This is a genomic window from Thioalkalivibrio sp. ALJ12 (assembly GCF_000378305.1).
Taxonomy (GTDB): Bacteria; Pseudomonadota; Gammaproteobacteria; order Ectothiorhodospirales; family Ectothiorhodospiraceae; genus Thioalkalivibrio.
This window is the reverse complement of record NZ_KB899539.1, coordinates 12,711-31,585: the sequence shown is the minus strand read 5'-3', so window position 1 is coordinate 31,585 and position 18,875 is coordinate 12,711. Positions and strand designations below refer to the sequence as shown.

Here is an 18,875-nt window from a genome sequence, read left to right as displayed (position 1 = left end):
TCATCCCTCGCTGTCAAAGGCTATGGCCACACGCCAGATCACCCGCTCTTCGCCCAGGGGCTCGCTGCGCACCACCTGGCCGGCCCGCTCCAGGGAGGGCAGTCGCCCGTCCGGGCTGTTGACCGCGATGCTCACACGCTCGCCCGCCTGCGGTGCATGCGGCCAGCGAAAGGCACAGCCGCTGGCCGAAAGGTCCTCCAGCCGCACCTCGTCCGCCGCACCAGTCGCCATCCAGGTCACTCGTGCGGGGGTGTCGACCTGCATGCGCCGGAAGCCCCGGCGGTCATCTTCTCCCAGCATGCGCATCCTCCATGACTCCACCCGAGTGTGGCACATCACGTCTCGTGATGGTGCACCTGCCACACGGGCCCGCGCATCCGTATACTGCACGGCAGGGAAACACTGATTAATGTACACGCTCGCGTTGGTACCCCAGGTTTTCCGAGACAAGGCGCGTCGTGCAGCGGGTAGTGGTTCTACCCGCAAGCGGCGCAACGCAGAATCGGGGAACCTGGGGTGCCAACCCCAAGGGGCTCGGCCGCTTTTGCGTGGGAACGGCGTTGCGGTTCCCTTGTGCAGAATGACTGCACGGCAGTCACCGCGCCTTGTTCGCACGCAAAAGCGACTCGAGCGCGAACGTGTACATTAATCAGTGTTTCCCCAAGCCCGGATCGACCGCAGCCGAACCGATGAGCACCGCCGAGCCCCTCTCCGCCCATACCCCGATGATGCAGCAGTACCTGGCCATCAAGGCCGAGTACCCGAATACGTTGCTGCTCTACCGCATGGGGGATTTCTACGAGCTGTTCTACGACGACGCCGAGCGCGCCGCGGGGCTGCTCGACATTACCCTGACCCGGCGCGGCGAATCAGCCGGGGCGCCCATCCCGATGGCCGGGATCCCCGTGCACACGCTGGAGAGCTACCTGGCCCGCCTGCTGAAGATGGGCGAGAGCGTGGCGATCTGCGAGCAGACCGGTGCGGTGGGCGCGCAAAAGGGCCCGGTCAAGCGCGAAGTCGTGCGCATCGTGACTCCGGGCACGGTTACCGAGGAGGCCCTGCTGGATGCCCGCCAGGTGAACCGCCTGGTCGCCGTCTGCCCGGCCGCCTCCGCCGCCGTAAAGGGCCGCAAGACCGGCTACGGCATCGCCAGCCTGGAGTTCGCCAGCGGCCAGTTCCGCGTACTGGAGGTCGGCGACGAAACCGAGCTGGCCGCCGAACTGGCGCGGCTCGACCCGGTGGAGCTGCTGATGCCGGATCAGGCGGGCGCGATCCCGGGCACCGAGTCCTTCGCCCCCCAGCGCCACGCCGACTGGCATTTCGACGCCGTGTCCGCCCATCGCCTGCTGATCACCCATTTCGGCACCCGCGACCTGTCCGGCTTTGGCTGCGAGGGGCTGGACCTGGGCATCGCTGCCGCCGGGGCCCTGCTCGCCTACGTGCAGAACCGCCATCGCGGCGATCTCGCCCACATCACCAGCCTGGCGCACGAGCAGCGCAGCCAGATGCTGGTGTTGGACCCGGCCACCCGCCGCAATCTCGAACTCACGCGCACCCTGACGGGCGAACGCCGCGGCTCCCTGCTCGCCCTGCTGGACACGACCCAGTCCGCGATGGGCGCCCGCCGCCTGATGCAGTGGCTGCACCAGCCGCTGCGCGAGCGAGCGATCATCCGCGAGCGCCAGACCGCGATCACCGCCCTGCTGGAGCAGGAGGCCGTCACCCCGATCCGCGACGCCCTGGCCGGCAGCGCCGACAGCGAGCGCATCCTCTCGCGCATCGTGCTGGGCAGCGCGCGCCCGCGCGACCTGACCGCCCTGCTCGCCAGCCTGGAGCGCCTGCCGGCCCTGCACACCGCCCTGGCGCCGCTGGCCGATGCCGCCGAGCGCCTGTCCGCGCTGCATGCCGCGCTCGCGCCGGAGGATGAGCTGACCGCGCGGCTCGCCGCGGCCCTGGTGGAGGAACCACCGCTGCGGGTGACCGACGGCGGCATGATCCGCGCGGGCTACGACCCCGAGCTGGATCGCCTGCGCGCGCTGGAAAGCGACGGCGACACCTTCCTGCGCGAGATCGAGGCCCGCGAGCGCGAGGCCACCGGCATCCCCACGCTGAAGGTCGCCTACAACCGCGTGCACGGGTACTACATCGAGGTCTCGCGCAGCCGCTCGGCCGAGCTCCCCGGCCGCTTCATGCGCCGCCAGACGCTGAAGAACACCGAGCGCTATACCACCGAGGAGCTCAAGCGCTTCGAGGACGAGATCCTCTCCGCCCGCGAACAGGCCATGCTCCGCGAGCGCGCGCTGTTTGACGACCTGATCGCCGACCTGCAGGCGCGTGCGCCGCGTCTGCGTACGATCGCGGACGCCGTGGCCGAACTGGACGTGCTCGCCTGCCTGGCCGAGCGTGCGGCCCGCCTCGACTGGCACTGCCCGGAGCTGGTCGGCGAACCCGGCATCCAGATCGAGCAGGGCCGGCATCCGGTGGTCGAGTCCGGGCTCGACACCCCGTTCGTCGCCAACGACACCGAGCTGGACCCGGAGACGCGGCGGCTGCTGGTGATCACCGGCCCCAACATGGGCGGCAAGTCCACCTACATGCGCCAGACGGCGCTGATCGTGCTGCTCGCCTGCATGGGCAGCTTCGTGCCGGCCGCGCGTGCGCAGATCGGCCCCGTGGACCGCATCTTCACCCGCATCGGCGCCTCCGACGACCTGACCTCCGGACGCTCGACCTTCATGGTGGAGATGACCGAGGCCGCGAACATCCTGCACAACGCGGGCCCCGAGAGCCTGGTGCTGATGGACGAGATCGGCCGCGGCACCAGCACCTTCGACGGGCTGGCGCTCGCCCTGGCCTGCGCCGAGCGCCTGACGCGCCACAACCGCGCGCTGACCCTGTTCGCCACGCATTACTTCGAACTGACCGCGCTGGCCGAGCGCGAGCCGGCCGTGGCCAACGTGCACACGGACGCCATGGAGCACGAACACAGCATCGTGTTCCTGCACCAGGTCCGTGAGGGTCCGGCGAATCAGAGTTACGGGTTGCAGGTCGCGCAGCTGGCCGGCGTCCCGGCCGACGTACTCAAGCTCGCGCGGGAACACCTGCGCGAACTGGAGGATCGGGCGGCCGCGACGGACTCGCCGCAACTGGGGCTGTTCGCCGCCGCCCCGGACACCGCGACCGCGGCCCCCGAGTCGGTTGCCGAAGACTGGCCCTCGGAAGAACGAGCCCTGAAGGCCCTGTTCGACACCCTGGAGCCGGACGAGATGAGCCCGCGCGAGGCCCTGGACGCCCTCTACCGCATGAAGGATGCCCTGCGCGATCGGCAATAGGCGTCCTGGCGGTCAGTCTTCCGAATCGGCCGGAACGATGATTTGTTCCTCGGCCTCCGCCTCGGCGACATCCGGATCGCCGTCCTCCAGCACATCATGCGGAATGGCGGCGCTATCCCAGCCACCGCCCAGGGCGCGGAACAGTGTCGCGGTGGCCGCCAGGCGATCGCGCGAGGCCTCGGTCAGCGTCAGGCGCGCATCCAGCAGGGCCCGCCGCGCATCCAGCACCTCCAGATACCCCACGAACCCGCCCAGATAGCGGCGCTCCGCGAGATCCAGGACCTCGACCCGCGCCCCGACCTCGCGCTGGCGCACCTCCACCCGTTCGTGCGCTGCATTCAGCACGCTCCAGGTGTTGGCGACCTCCTCCAGGGCCTCCTGAATCGCCGCGCGGTATTCCAGCTCGGCGATATCGCGCTCGGCCTCCACGCCTTCAATGGTGGCGCGCCGACGGCCGAAATCGAGAATCGGCACCGTGGACTCCGCCAGGAACTCCCAGAAGAACGAATCACTGGAGGAAAACTGACTGACCCGGCTGACCTCCTGCCCGAACAGCGCGGCCAGGTTCAGGCTGGGCAGCCATTCCGCGCGGGCCACACCGATATCGGCATTGGCCGCAATCAGGCTGGCTTCCGCCGCGCGGATATCCGGCCGGCGGATCATCAGGTCCGACGGCACCGAGTGCGGCAGTCCGGAGATCGTGTCCGGCAGATCCTCCAGGCCCTCGTCACCGAGCCCTTCCAGGCCCTCGACCACCGCCTCGGTATCCCCCACCAGGACTGCCAGCGCCCGGCGCTGCTGTGCGGCATCGGCGCGTAGGTCGGGCAGGCCCGCGCGGCTGGTCTCCAGCTCGGCCTGAGCCTGGCGCACGGTCAGATCCGTCGTGGCACCGCTCTCGAGGCGCGAGCGCTCCAGCTCCAGGGCCTCGATCTGGGACAGGATCGTCGCCTCGGTGGTCTCGATCTGCTCCTGCGTGGCGCGATAGTCGAAATAGGTACTGACCACATCACTCACGACCGCCAAACGGGTGGCATCACGGGTAAACGCGGTGTTCAGCAGCTGCGCGCGGGCCGCTTCTTCCGAACGCGACAGCCGGCCCCAGAGATCGACCTCGTAGCTTAGCAGGGCCCCAATCGTCATCTCGGTCTCCGGGTCGGCATCCCCCGCGGGGTAGTCGCGCTCGACCGACGCCATGCCTTCCAGTTGGGGAAACTGCTCGGCACGGCTCAGGCCCAGCACCGCGCGTGCCTGTACCACCCGCGCCGCGGCGATCTCGGCATCCACGTTGTTCTCCAGCGCCTCGCGCACCAGACGATCCAGCAGCGGGTCCTCGAACATCTCCCACCAGAACTCGGCATCGGCGTAGTCGGCATCCATCTGGTCACCGATCTCCTCCGGCCACTCGTCCGGGAGCGTGACCTCCGGGCGCTCGTAATCCGGCCCGACTGCACAGCCCGCCAGCAGCGCGGCCGCAGAAACCCCCAACAACGTCCTACGCATGCGTTCCGGCCTCCTTCGAGTCGTCCGTGTCGCGCGGGCGCTTGTGCAGGCGCTCCAGGCCACTGGAAATGACGAAATAGAACAGGGGTACGAACAGCAGCGCGAGGAAGGTCGCGCTCAGCATGCCGCCGATGATGCCGATACCGATCGCGTGCTGGCTGTTCGCCCCCGCCCCGGAGGCCAGCGCCAGCGGCACCGCGCCAAGGATGAACGACATCGCCGTCATCATGATCGGCCGGAAACGCAGCCGGGCCGCCTCCACCGAGGCATCGAACAGGCTCAGTCCCTCTTCGCGCTTGTTCTGCGCAAACTCGACGATCAGGATCGCGTTCTTGGCCGCCAGCGAGATCAGCACCAGCAGGCCGATCTGGAAGTAGATCCCGTTCTCCTGCCCGGTCAGCCAGATCGCCACCAGGGCCCCGAAGACCGCAAAGGGCACGGCCATCAAGACCGCCAGCGGCAGGCTCCACCGCTCGTACTGTGCGGCAAGGATCAACACCACGAAGACCACGCCCAGCACGAAGGCCAGCACCGAGGTCCCGGCCGCCTGCTGCTCCAGATATTCCGCGCCAGTCCAGCTCAGCAGGTAGTCGTCCGACAGGGTCTCGTCGACCACCTCCTCCAGCGCCTGTATCGCATCGCCCGAGCTGTAGCCGGGTCCCGGATCGCCCATGATCCGCGCGGCCGGGAACACGTTGAAGCGCTCCACCTCGTCCGGCCCCTGTACCCGCTCGACCGACACCAGGCTGGACAGCGGCACCAGGTCGCCGGCATCCGAGCGCACAAAGATGCGGTCCAGGTCATCCGGGCTGCGGCGATAATCGGCCTCGGCCTGCATCTGCACCTGCATCACCCGGCCGAACAGCGAGAAGTCGTTGATGTAGACCGCACCAAAGGTGCTCTGCATCGCATCGAACACGTCTCCGAGTGGCACTCCGGCCGCAAAGGCGCGTTCGCGATCCACATCGGCGTCGTAACGAGGCACCTCGACATTAAGCGAGGTACGCACATCCGCCAGCTCCGGGCGCTCCGCGGCTGCCTCAATGATCTCTTCGGCCCGCGCCCGCATGGTCTCCGAGTCATCCCCGACCCGGCTTTGCAGGTAGGCCTCGAATCCGCCGGTAGTGGAGATCCCGGAAATCGGCGGCGGATTGAACGCGCGGATCGTCGCCTCCGGCTGGCGCTCGCCATCGGCGACCAGACGGTCGATCACCGCATCGCTGCTCTGATCATCGCCGCGACGCTCGGACCAGTCATTGAGCGTCACATAGGCCGCACCGGCATAGGTCTTCATGCCGTCCGACAGCAGGTCCATCCCGGAGAAGGCCACGACATCCGCGGTGTCGTCGTACTCCAGCGCCTCCTCGCCCAGGCGATCCATGACGTCACGGGTACGCTGCAGCGAGGCCGCAGCGGGCAGTTCGGCGGCCGCGAACACATAGCCCTGGTCCTCCTGCGGCACCAGCCCGCCCGGCACGATCCGGAACAGCACCACGATCGCCACCAGCAGCAGCGCGAACAGGCCCATGCCGACGAAATTGCGCCGCAGCAGGAAGCGCACCCCCACCATGTAGGCGGCGGTGAAGCGGTCGAACGCGCTGTTGAACCAGCGAAACGGAAAGGCCGGGCGGCGTGGCTTGTCGGACAACAGCCGCGCGCACATCGCCGGGCTCAAGGTCAGCGCGACGATCCCCGAGATCCCCACCGACACGGCGATGGTGATCGCGAACTGCTGGTACATCTGGCCGCTGAAGCCGCCGATAAAGGCCACCGGCACGAACACCGCGATGGTGACCAGCGTCATCGCGATAATCGGCGTGGCCACCTCGTCCACGGTCTGATAGGCCGCATCGACCGCCTTCATCCCCTGCTCGCGCATCAGCCGTTCGGTGTTCTCGAGCACAATGATCGCGTTGTCCACCACGATCCCGATCGCCAGCACCAGCCCGAACAGCGTCAGCATGTTCGCGGAGAAGCCGAGCACGTACATTCCAGCCAGCGTACCGATCAGCGACACCGGTACCGCGATAATCGGGACGGCCGTGGCCCGGAACGTCTGCAGGAACAGATACACCACCGCGACCACCAGGATCAGCGCCTGCACCAGGGTCAGCAGTACGCGCTGCACCGACTGATCGATGAAGATCGTGGTATCGAACGGGATCGAGTATTCCAGCGAGTCCGGGAAACGTGGCTCCAGCTCCTCCAGGATCTCGCGCACCCCGCGCGCCGTCTCCAGCGCGTTGGCGCCGGGCTCCAGGTAGATCCCCACCGGCACCGTGGACTGGCCGTTGTGCTTGGCCTCGAAGTTGTAGAAGTGCGCGCCCAGCTCCACGCGCGCCACATCCCCTAGCCGCAACGCGGAGCCGTCCGGTGCGCTGCGCAGGATCACCTGCTCGAACTCCTCCTCCTCGGAGAACCGTTCGGGGGTCGTCACCGCGTAGGTAAAGTCGATCGCGTTGTCCATCGGCTCGGCCCCGAACTGGCCGGCTGCGTACTGCTCGTTCTGCTCCTGGATCGCGGAGCGGATGTCACTGGCGGTCAGGTCGTACTCCGCCATCTGGTCCGGCTGCAGCCAGATCCGCATCGAATAGATCTGCGCGCCAAAGAAGGTCTGGTCGCCAACCCCCGGCGCGCGCCGCAGCTCGGCATAGACGTTGCGCCAGACGTAGTCACTGATAAAGCGGTTGTCGAGGCTGCCGTCCGACGAGGTGAACGTGATCATCTGCAGCATCGACGGGGCACGTTTCTCCACCGCGATCCCGGCGCCGGTCACCGTCTCCGGCAGGCGCCCCATCGCGCCCTCGACTTCGTTACTGACGTTGATCGCGGCGATGTCGGGGTCGGTCCCCACCTCGAAGGTGACGATCAGCTCCATGTCGCCATCATCGGTGGACTTCGAGCGCATGTACGCCATGTTGTCCACGCCATCGACCGTCGCCTCGATCGGGGCGGCCACCGTCTCCGCCACCGCCTCGGCGCTCGCGCCCGGATAACTGGCGGTCACGATCACCTTCGGCGGCAGGATGTCCGGATACTGATCCACCGGCAGCAGCAGGGCCGAAGACAGCCCGGCCAGCACGAACAGGATCGAGATGACCGAGGCCAGTACCGGCCGGCCGATGAAGAAGCGCAGCATTAGTCGGACGCCTCGTCGGCGTCAGAATCATCCAGACCCGGCTCGGCGCCATTGCCCAGCCCATCCAGGATCTCCTCGACCGCATCGGCCTCGGTCTCCGGATCCATCACCTCGTCCAGCAGATCCGGCGCCACCTCCGGCAGCACGCCCGGCGACACGGGTTCTTCCGTCTCGCGCGGGGCGTCCCGGGGATCGATCCGTTCGCCCTCCTCGACGCCCTCAACGCCCCGGACCACAATCCGGTCGCCATCGCTCAGCCCGGCGGTGACCAGAAAGTCCTCGTCGAGGTCCATGCCAATCTGGATCGGCCGCACATGCGGGATGTCATCGGCGTCGACGACATACACCGCGGCCCCGTCAGAGCCCTCGATGACCGCGGCATGCGGCACGCGCATGCCATGCCCCGCCATCAGCCCGCTCAGGGTCACGCGCACGAACTGCCCCGGCAGCAACTGGACCTCGCGGTTGGGGAACAGCGCGCGTACCTCGACCATGCCCGTGGCCTCGTCCACCGCGGCCTCGGTCACGTCGATCTGCCCCTGATGCGGGTACAACGAGCCATCCGGCAGGGTCAGCACTACGGTCAGGCCAACGCCGGAACGGATCTGCGGCCCATAGGCCGTCAGATGGCCCTCGGGGATCGCGAAGTCGGTACGGATGGGGTCGAGTTGGGTCACGGTGGTCAGCAGGTCACCCGCCTGCAACAGGCTGCCTTCCGGGCGCTCCTCCAGCCCCGCAACCCCTTCCAGCGGCGCCGTCACGGAGGTGTAGTCGAGATCCAGCTGGGCCTCCGCCAGCGCCGCCTCGGCCTCAGCGACCGCGGCGTCACCCAGCTCCAGTTGCGAGCGGGCCTCATCGCGCTCACGGCCACTGGCGGCGTTGTCCTCGTACAGGTCCAGCACGCGCTCCCACTCGCGCTCGGCCTGGCGCTTCTCGGCCTCGGCGCGTTCAAGGCTGGCCTGCGCGCTGCGCACCTGGACGGCATAGGGCGAGGGGTCGATGCGGAACAGCTCGGTACCGCGCTCCACCATCTCGCCCTCTTCGTAGCGCCGGCTCTCCAGCACGCCCGCGACCCGCGCGCGCACCTCCACCTCGCGCGGGCTGCGGGTGCGCGCCGTATAGGTTCGGGAGATCGAGACCAGTTCGCTCTCCATCTCCCGTACCGGCACCTCGACCGCCTCGGGTTCAGCATCGTCTTCGTCGTCGGATTCCGCCGCGCAACCGGGCAGGACAAGGGCCAGCAAAAGGGCCAGTAGAGGAATGCTCAGGGCCGAAAGGGGGGCGGCCAGTCGCAGGTGGTGCATGAATGCTTCTCCCGCTGATCCGGGCGCGCCCGGAGTCCACCCCCGTCAGGGGCGCAAAACTGTGATTTCCGTCACGCCAAAAAGTCGCAGTCGTCGAAAATATGGGCCGGCATACGATCGTTACCCGGCCGAAACGGCGCCATGACGGTGCTTGGAACCACGGTAGCGTGCCCCGATGTCGCACGTAAACAACCCTTGTTATTGCGCACCCACTCCAGAAAGGGCCGCTACAGCCAGGTCAGCAAGCCGCCACTGCGCCGGGTCGGTTGCCGGCTCGCCTGCTGCAGCACCCCCGCCTGTGGCTCGAACAGGCTCAGCCAGCCGCTCGCGCGCGTGATCGCGGTGTAGGCCAGCTCGCGCGTCAGCAGCGGGCTCTCCGGCGGGGGCAGCAGGAAGGCCACATGCTCGAACTCCGAGCCCTGGGACTTGTGCACCGTCAGCGCGAACGCCGTCTCCACGGACTCCAGGCGCTGCGGGATCATCCAGCGCACATGCCCGTCCGCCGCGACAAAGGCGACCCGCAGGGCGGTTTCCGCCGCATCGTCCGCGCCCGGTTCGGCATCACCCCGGGCCAGCCAGGCGGGCACGCGCAGGGTCACGCCGATGTCGCCGTTGATCAGTCCCAGCGCGTAGTCGTTGCGCGTGACGATCACCGGGCGCCCCTCGTACCAGACGCCCTCCGCCTGCAATACACCCCTCGCCGTCAGCGCCCCGGCAACGCGGCGGTTCATCCGGTCCACGCCCCAGGGGCCCTCGCGCACGGCGCACAGCAACTGGAAGCGCCCGTGCTCGCGCAGCGTGCCGCGCGCCCATTCCTCCCACGTGCCGCGCGCATCGCGGGATGCCGGGCGTCCGGCCGTCAAATGCTCCAGATAGCGGACGACCCCGAACGGTGCCGCCTCGGCATGCCCGGCCCCGTCCAGCGCGCGCCGCAGCAGGGCTGGATCGTCCGGGCCCTGCAGCACCGCCGCGTGTACATCCTCGCCCGGGTGGCCCGCCACCTCGGCCGTGCCGTCGTTCACCGCCGCGGCCAGACGACCGATCCCGCTGTCCGCGCCGAATCGCCGGCTGCGGCGCAGCATCGCCACGTGCTGGTCCAGTGCCCGCCCGTCCTCGTCCACGTAGCCGGCCGGCAGCGCCAGCCCGGCTACCTCGCGCAGCCAGGCCGCCGTCTGCGGTGTGTAATGCCCGCCGTCCGCCCGCGCGCACAGCTCGCCCAGCACCGCCCCGGCCTCTACCGAGGCGAGCTGGTCGCGATCCCCCAGCAGGACCAGCCGCGCATGCGCCGGCACCGCGGCCATCAGGCTGGCCATCAGCTCCAGATCCACCATCGAGGCCTCGTCCACCACCAGCACATCCACCGGCAGCGGATTGCGCGCATCGTGGCGGAAGCGCCGGGTATCGGGTCGCGCGCCCAGCAGGCGGTGGAGCGTGACTACCTCGCGCGGGATCGCGGCGCGCAGGCGCTCGCCACCGGGGAAGCGTTCCAGCCCCAGCGCATCCACCGCCCCCGCGACCGAGGCATTCAGCCGCGCGGCGGCCTTGCCGGTCGGCGCCGCCAGGCGGATGCGCAGCGGCTCGCCCTCCCCCTGCAGGCCCTGCAACAGCGCGAGCAGTTGCAACACCGTGTAGGTCTTGCCGGTACCCGGCCCGCCGGTGATCACGCTGAACGCGGACCCGGCCGCCAGTACGCAGGCCAGACGCTGCCAGTCCGGTTCGCCGTCGCCCTCCTCGGCCGGACCGAACAGCCGATCGAGCCAGGTGCGCAGCGCATCCGTATCCAGCCCGTCGCGCCAGGCGGGCTGCTCGCGCAGGCGTCCGGCCACCGCCTCCCCGATCCGGCGTTCGGCCTCGCGGTAGCGGCGCAGGTACAGCCGGTCCTGTGCCCGCACGAGGGGGGTCCCCGTGTCCGCGTCGACGCCGCAGATTCGATGGCCTTCCAGCGCGGTGTCGAGTGCCGCACGGTCCAGGCCGCGCAGGACATCCGAGGGCCGCGGCAGTCCCCGCTCCGCGCCCTCCGGCGGCAACGACAGCATCCGGTCCGGGGCCTCCAGCAGGCCGTCGAGGTCCAGACAGACATGCCCGCGCCCGGCCTGGTGGCTGGTCAGCGCCGCCAGCAGCAGTGTCAGTGGCGGTGCGGCGGGCACCTGTTCGCGCAGAAAACGCACCAGCACGCGGTCGACGCCGCGCAGCCAGCCCGCATGCTCCCACTCCTCGAGCAGATCCAGCAGCGCCCCGGTGTCCTGCAATGCGCGATCCGCCGTCATGCCCGGGCCTCCTGCGGCCGGTCCGGCCCCTCGGCAAACCAGCCGTCCAGCTGCTCGATTAGCGCCCGCGGCGGGCAGTCATGGAACACACCGCGCCCCGGCGCATCGATCCCGCGCAGAAACAGGTACACCCCGCCCCCCATGTGGCGGTCGTAGTCGTATCCCGGCATCCGCGCCTGCAACTGGCGATGCAGGGCCAGGGTGTAGATCACCAGCTGCAGGTCGTAGCGGTGTTCCAGCACGGCGTCGCGCAGGCGCTCGGGCACATAGGCCTCGGGGCCGGGCCCCAGCCAGTTGGACTTGTAGTCGGCCACGTAATAGCGGCCCTCGTGCTCGAAGACGAGATCGACAAAGCCCTTGAGCATCCCGTTCAGCAACCGGTCGCCCGCCGACGGCCGGGGCTGTCCGGGCAGCAACTGCTCGCGCACGGCGGCATCCAGCCGGCGGCTCTGCAGCCAGCGCGTCTCGAACAGGAACTCGAGCTCCGGCTGATACACGCCCAGTCCGTCCAGGCGGAACGCGCCACCGGAGGCCAGCGCGTACTCGGCCGTGATCAGCCGCCGCATCCAGTCCTGCACGACGGGGGTCCAGTCGCCCCAGTCGCGTTGTTCGCAGCGCTTTTGCACCTCGTCGTCCAGCCGGGCGCGATCGGCGACGACGGCCGACCAGCCCTGCTCGGCCGCCCACTCCAGCAGGCCGTGCAGGAAGGTCCCCGGCGCCGGCCCGCGCGGGAAGTCGTGCAGCCCTCCAGCCACCGGTACCTCGGGCAGCGGCAGCGCCCGAGTCGGGTCGTGCCCGGCCTGGGACCCGGCCCCGGAGCCGACTGCGCTCTCGCGCAGCATGTCCTCCAGCGCGGAATCCGGGGCCACCGGGTCGGCGACCAGCGGCGCCGGCGCATCCGCCTCGTCCGGGTGCGCAATGGCGCTGTAGCTGGCCACCCACCAGGGCTCGCGTACCGGGCGTGTCGGGGTACGCGCCCGCCCGGGGGCGGCCGTCTGCTGTGCCAGCCGCACGCCCGCGCCCGTGATCTCGGGCAGGGGTTCGATCGCAATGGCCGCCTCGTCGCCACGGGCCGCCTGCAGCCGGTCCTCCAGCTCGCCGTTCGGCATCGGTTCCGGGCCATTCAGCAGATAGCCGACCGCACTGCGGTGCAGCTCGTTCTCCTTGCTTCGCCCCGACACGATCGGCACCAGCCCCATCCAGCAGGCGTGGCGCGCACGGGTCATGCCCACATACAGCAGGCGCAGGTCCTCGGCCAGGCGCTCGCGATCGGCGCGCTCCTGGGCACGTGTATCCATACGAAAGATCCAGCGCGGCCTGCCGCCCGGCGGGCGATCGATACGCGGCACATCCTTCTTCGGGTCGACCGCGCGAAACGCGCAGACAAACGGCAGGAACACCAGCGGGTACTCCAGCCCCTTGGACTTGTGCAGCGTGACCACCTTGACCAGGTCCTCATCACTCTCCAGGCGCAGCACCTGCTCCTCCGCGGTCGCGCGCTCGCCCTCGCGGTGCTCCACCAGATGCCGAATCAGGGCCTGCTCGCCATCCAGCTCCGCGGCCGCGCGCTGCAGGAGTTCGCTCAGGTGCAGCAGGTTAGTCAGCGCGCGCTCGCCGTCGGCACTGGCCAGCAGCCGGCGCGGCACGTCGAAGTCATGCAGCAGGCGGCGCAGCATCGGCAGCACACCACGCGTCTGCCACAGGCGGCGATACTCGCGGAACTGCTCGACGCGGTGCTCCCAGCGCAGTTCGTCGGTGGTCAGCCGGTGCAAGTCGGCCAGCGACTGCCCCAGTGTCGGGGTCGCCAGCGCCGCGCGCAGCAGGCGCTCGCTGGTCGGCTCGGCACAGGCCCGCAGCCAGCGCAGCAGGTCGCCCGCCTCCGGGGTCACGAACACCGATTCGCCCTCGGACAGGTACACGCTGCGCACCCCCCGCGCGCGCAGCGCCTCCTGCATGATGCGGGCCTCCACCTTGCTGCGCACCAGCACGGCGATATCCCGCGGACGCACCGGCCGCAGCGCGTCTGAATCCCGAAAGCCGCAGGTCCCGTCCGTCCCGCCAGTGAGCAGGCGCACCATCTGCTCGGCCGCGGCCGTGGCCATCTGTTCGCGATAGACACCGGTGCCGACCGGTGTGCCCGGGTCCATGCACCACAGGGTCAGCGCCGTCACCTCGGCGCCGTCCTGTTCCAGGCGCTCGCCGCGATCCTGGGCATCCACCGCGTGGAACGGCAGCTCGCCGTCATCGCCCTGGCCAAACAGGAACGCCCCCTCCGACCAGCCGTCGGCATGGGCAAACAGGCGGTTCACCGCGCCGACCAGGCGCGCGGTCGAGCGGAAGTTGCGCGGCAGCGTGTAGTGACGCCCGGCGGTCGCGCGACGCGCCTTCAGGTAGCTGTGGATGTCCGCGCCGCGAAAGCCGTAGATCGCCTGCTTCGGATCGCCGATCAGCAGCAGGCCCTGCTCGGACGGGTTGTCCTCGATGCGGTAGACGCGTTCGAGGATGCGGTACTGCACCGGGTCGGTGTCCTGGAATTCGTCCACCAGGGCGACCGGGAACTGACGCCGCAGCGTCTCGGCCAGCGCCTCGCCGCCGGGCCCCTCCAGGGCATCGCGCAGGCGCAGCAGCAGGTCGTTGAACCCCATCTGCACCCGCACGCGCTGGGCCTGGCGGAACTGGAGATCGATCTCCACCGCCGCCGCCTGCAGCAGGCGTTCGCTGTCGTCCGCGCAGACCTCGGCGGCGGCATTGAGCGCGGTAAACGCCGGGTGCAGGTCGTCCGGCAGGGACTTGCCCTTCTTCAGCCGCTCGGCCATCCCCGCCGCGCACATGCGCTCCAGCACAGGCGTCGTGCCGACCTTGTCCGGCAGCAGTGCGGCCGGGTCCTCGGCCCAGGCGCGCATCACTTCGATCAACTCGTCCGGCTTCTGGTACTTCGTGCCGAGCAGCACGTTCGCCAGCAACTCGCGGAACTGTCGCTCCACCTCGGCGGCATCCTCGCGCCAGACGGCCTTCAGCTCGGCCAGGCGTGCGAGGCGCGTGGCCAGCTCCGCATACAGCCCGTCCGGCGTGCGGTAGGGCTCCAGCCCCGCCGTGTCCGTCAGGTGGCCCAGGAGCGGCCGCACCCGGGCCTGCAGTTCGTCAGGCCCCTCGCCAAAGGCCTGGCGCAGCAGCTTCAGGTGATCCGCCGGCTGCGGGTAGACAAAGCGGCGCCAGTAGTCGCGTGCCGCCTCGGCCTGAAGCTCGCTCTGGTCCGCCTCCAGGCGCTGGTTGAACAGGCTTCCGCTGTCGAACGCATGCTCGCGCAGCATGCGATAGCACCACGAGTGGATGGTCGAGACCGCCGCCTCGTCCATCCACTCGGCGGCCAGCTCCAGCCGCCGCGCGGCCCCGGCGCGTGCGGCCGGCTCCGGGTAGGCGTCCAGCAGCGCCGGCCACAACGCCTCGTGGGCCGGGGCCGGCTCGCCGCGCAGGATGCGCGCCCCGCGCGCGAGCACCGCGCGGATGCGCTCGCGCAGCTCGCGGGTGGCCGCCTCGGTAAAGGTCATCACCAGGATCTGCGGCGGGGTCAGCTCGCCGGTGCCCTCCGGCAGCTCGCCGTGGCCCAGCACCAGGCGCAGATACAGCGCGGCGATGGTGTAGGTCTTGCCGGTGCCGGCACTGGCCTCGATCAGGCGGCTGCCGTGCAGCGGCAGTTCCATCAGCTCCAGCGGCTGCGCGCCTGTACTCATTCCATCTCCTCCCCGGCGGCCAGCGCCTCGAACAGCGGCCGGTACAGCCGATCGCGCCAGTGCCCGAACGCCGGATCCTGCAGCAGCGCCTCCGGGTCCGGCCAGGCACGCGCCAGGGCCGGGCTGCGCGCCCATTCACCGGGGCTGAAGTCGTCCCCGACCAGCACCTTGCGCGCCCGCGCCAGCGGATCGGGGTCGTCCTTCGCCTCGGCCTGCAGCCAGGCGAAGGCGGTGGCGCAGGCCACCGGCAGCGGGCGTTCCAGCCCGGCCATCCAGCCTTCGACCAGGGCCCCGAGGTGCTCGCGGGCCTGCTCCGGCCCCACGCCCGGCAGGCGCATCCCGGTATCCAGCCCGATCACCTCGGTGGCGACCGGGCCGCCTGCGCCCGCGCCCTGGTTTGCCAGCAGGTGTTCGAGCCAGGGCTTGGCCACCTTGTCCACGCGCCAGTCCTTTTTCTGTTTCAGCCGGCTCACGGTGTAGTCCAGCAGCACGGCCTGCCCGGCCCCGCCGCGCAGGGGCGGGGCGGCACCCTCCAGCGTCCAGCCACCCTGCCCCAGACGCACGGCGGGCGATGGCGGCAGCCGTTCCGGCCAGGCGGCCAGACGCAGGCCGATGCGCTCCAGCAGACGCGCGGCCTCGGCGATCATCGCCTCGCGTTCCAGCTCGCCGGCCGCACCCAGCGGCAGCGCGCCGGCACGCTGCAGCCGCGCGGCCTCGGCCTCCAGCACCGGGCCCCAGGTCTCGGGGTCCTCGCCATGATCCAGCGCGGCCGCGACCAGGGCCTCGCGCACCTGCCACTGTTCCAGCCCGGCCAGGGTGAACGGCTCGAGGTCCTCGCTCGGGGCCTCCTCGCGATCGAACACCACGCCCAGCCGGTGGCGGAAGAACGCCTCCGCCGGGTCGCGCAGGAAGCGCATCAGCGTATCCGGGCCCAGCACACGTTCGTCGTCGGCTTCGTCCGGCGGCGGCAATTCGAGTGCGTCCTGCGCCGGGGTCTCGTCGGCGTGGTGGACCGCCTCCCACTCGCGCGCGTAGGTGTAGTGCCGGGCGTGTGCCGGGTCGGGCGGGAAGTTGGCCGGCGAGAACGGCTGCAGGGTGTGCACGGTAGTCAGGTGGCCCAGTAGTGGGTCGTCCTTGGTCGGCTCATCGACCTCCTCCGCGCCCTGGAGCCGCCAGCCAGCGGCCAGGTGATCGCGCAGCTGCGCGACCAGCACCGAGGGCGGCTGCGACTCGTTGTCGCGCGCGCTGTGGCCGACCCAGCTGACATGCAGCTGCCGCCGCGCGGACAGAAGCGCCTCCAGGAACAGGTAGCGATCGTCCTCGCGCCGCGAGCGATCGCCGGGGCGGTAGTCGCGGCGCATCAGGTCGAAGTCCACCGGCGTCGGGCTGCGCGGATAGTCGCCGTCGTTCATGCCCAGCAGGCAGACGATGCGAAACGGGATCGCGCGCATCGGCATCAACGTGCCGAAGTTGACCGAACCGGCCAGGAAGCGCTGGCCCAGCCCGCTGTCCTCCTGGCTGGCCAGCCACTGCTCGCGCACGACGCCCAGCGGCAGGGAGTCGTCCAGTTCCGCCTCTGCGCAGTCGGCCTGCCACTGGTCCAGCGCCTCGCGCAGGCGCCCCAGCGTGAACAGCTCGGCATCGGTCTCGCCGGCGAAGAAGGTATCCAGCAGCTCGCGCAGCCGGGTGTTCCATTCGCCGGGGGTATGGGCGTGGCGCAGCCAGCCCCAGGCATCGGCCAGCGCGGTGATCAGGTCATCCATCGGCCCCAGCAGCACGGCATCCAGCCCGCCGATCTCGTCGAACGGCTCCAGCCCCTGCCAGGCCCCGGCGCCCCCGGACGCATAGCCCAGCAACATCCGCCGCAGGCCGAAGCGCCAGGTGTTCTGCTCCAGCCCCTCCGGCAGGCCGAGCCCCGCGCGCTGTTCGGCATCCAGCCCCCAGCGCACGCCCGAGCCCTCGGCCCAGCGGTGCAGCGTGGTCAGGTCTTCTTCCGCAATCCCGAAGCGTCGGCGCAGCGCGGGCACGTCCAGCAGGTCCAGCACCTCGGCCACGCCCATCCGGCTCTCCGGCAGCGACAGCAGGCGCTCCAGCGCGATCAGCACCGGGTCGCGCCCGCGCGGCCCCTGGTCGGACAGGGTGTAGGGGATGTAGCGCGGGTCGTCCGGCGGCAGCTGGCCGAACACGGCCTCGATATGCGGGGCGTAGGCGTCGATGTCCGGGACCATCACGATCACGTCGCGCGGGCGCAGGTCCGGGTCGGCGTCGAAGTGCGCGAGCAGGCGGTCGTGCAGGATCTCCACCTCGCGCAGCGGGCCATGGGCGATATGGAACTGGATGGAGTCATCGTCCGTCGCCACCGCCGGCCAGGCCTCGCGGGTCTCGCCCAGCGGGCGCAGCTCGCGGATGTCCTCCTGCAACTGGTGCAGCAGGCAGTCGCCGCCGTGCGGCTCGAAGTAGTCGACCCGTTTCCAGGCGAGGGTCTGCAGCACGGCGTCGTAGGCGGTGGGGTCGTCGTGTTCGTCCAGCAGGCCGATGTAGTCGCGGCCCTGTTTGCCCCAGGCGGCCAGCAGCGGGTGCGCGTGCTGGTGCAGCTCGGCGTCGTCCAGCACGCTGGGCATGCCGGCCTTGCGTGCCTGACGCTGGCGCGTCGCGCGCAGCAGGTCCTTGTCGGCGACGATATCGGCCCAGTAGTGCTCGCAGGGGTTGTGCACGCAGACGAGGATCTGGCACACGCCGGCCAGCCCCTCCAGGGCCTCCAGGATCTGCCCGGGCATCGAGGAGATACCGAACACGATCAGCCGCCGCGGCAGCCCCGCCGGGCGCTCGCTCAGGCTCTGCACGGCCTCGCGGTAGCGGGCGTGGACCGTGGCCCGGCTGGTGTCGGCCGCGCCCTCGCCGATGTCCTCGCGCAGCAGGCGCCACAGCGCGGCCTGCCAGCGGTCGTCCTCCGAAAGCGGCGTCTCGCGGCCACGCGCGTCGCGCAGGACATCGCGCCCGGCGGCCCAGGAGGTCAGCCAGTCGGCGCGGTAGACCTGATACTGGTCGAACAGGTCGGCCAGGCGCTCGGCGAGCTGGTGGCGCTTGCGCAGATCGCCGCCGTCGCGCGGGTCGTCATCGGCGAGAAAGCGCGCCAGCGGGGCGAACTCGGGGCGCGTCAGACACTCCGGCAGCAGACGCATCAGACGCCAGATCAGCGGGCGCTTGGCATACGGGGATTCCAGCGGCACGGCCTCGAGCCCGAGCACCGCGCGATAGGCCGACCAGACAAAGCGCGACGGCAACTGCATATCCAGCGCGGCGGCGATGCCGCAGCCGGGCGGGTCGGCATCCGGGTGCGCGGCCAGGGCATAGCGCAGCCACTGCGCCATGCCGTTGCTCTGCACCAGCAGGGTCTCGTTCTCCAGTGGGCCGAGCGGCGCACGCTGCATCCACTCGACCACCAGGGCACGCAGCGACTCCAGATGGTTGCCGTGCAGCACCACCATCCCTGGCTCTAGCTCGCCGGACTGCGTCACCCCTGCTCCTTGTGCCCCATGTGAGCGCCGTGTAATGGGCCTACCCTACCAATGTGCACGCCCCTGCGCCCGCCCCCATTGGCA

Annotated in this window: 8 protein-coding genes; 1 reads left to right on the top strand and 7 read right to left on the bottom strand. The window is 70.2% G+C overall.

Annotated features, from left to right (window positions below; translation table 11 throughout):
* Complete coding sequence (locus tag F467_RS0107600; protein WP_018138515.1) at positions 1–300, bottom strand: PilZ domain-containing protein; 300 nt, start codon at positions 298–300, stop codon at positions 1–3.
* A gap of 389 nt (positions 301–689) precedes the next feature.
* Between F467_RS0107600 and mutS the strand changes: the two genes are divergently transcribed.
* Positions 690–3,332 carry a DNA mismatch repair protein MutS gene (gene mutS, locus F467_RS0107595; RefSeq protein WP_018138514.1) on the top strand — a complete coding sequence of 881 codons (2,643 nt, stop codon included), beginning with the start codon at positions 690–692 and terminating at the stop codon, positions 3,330–3,332.
* 12 nt (positions 3,333–3,344) lie between these two features.
* Here mutS and F467_RS0107590 read toward each other — a convergent pair whose 3' ends face one another.
* From F467_RS0107590 to recC, 6 genes are all read right to left on the bottom strand, one after another.
* Positions 3,345–4,817, bottom strand: coding sequence for an efflux transporter outer membrane subunit (locus tag F467_RS0107590; protein ID WP_018138513.1), 1,473 nt, complete (start codon positions 4,815–4,817; stop codon positions 3,345–3,347).
* 7 nt (positions 4,818–4,824) lie between these two features.
* Positions 4,825–7,971 carry an efflux RND transporter permease subunit gene (locus F467_RS0107585; protein ID WP_018138512.1) on the bottom strand — a complete coding sequence of 1,049 codons (3,147 nt, stop codon included), beginning with the start codon at positions 7,969–7,971 and terminating at the stop codon, positions 4,825–4,827.
* The gene (locus F467_RS0107580) at positions 7,971–9,275 is read right to left on the bottom strand and encodes an efflux RND transporter periplasmic adaptor subunit (protein ID WP_018138511.1); all 1,305 of its coding nucleotides are present in this window, start codon (positions 9,273–9,275) and stop codon (positions 7,971–7,973) included. Before F467_RS0107580 ends, F467_RS0107585 begins: the two co-directional genes overlap by 1 nt.
* Positions 9,276–9,502: 227 nt before the next feature.
* The gene (gene recD / locus F467_RS0107575) at positions 9,503–11,542 is read right to left on the bottom strand and encodes an exodeoxyribonuclease V subunit alpha (protein ID WP_018138510.1); all 2,040 of its coding nucleotides are present in this window, start codon (positions 11,540–11,542) and stop codon (positions 9,503–9,505) included.
* On the bottom strand, positions 11,539–15,273 hold the full coding sequence (gene recB / locus F467_RS0107570; RefSeq protein ID WP_018138509.1) for an exodeoxyribonuclease V subunit beta: 3,735 nt from the start codon (positions 15,271–15,273) through the stop codon (positions 11,539–11,541). The genes recD and recB overlap by 4 nt, the downstream gene beginning before the upstream one ends.
* Entirely contained in the window at positions 15,270–18,791 is a 3,522-nt protein-coding gene (gene recC, locus F467_RS0107565) for an exodeoxyribonuclease V subunit gamma (RefSeq protein ID WP_026182204.1), read from the bottom strand. The genes recB and recC overlap by 4 nt, the downstream gene beginning before the upstream one ends.
* Between the last annotated feature and the right edge of the window lie 84 nt (positions 18,792–18,875).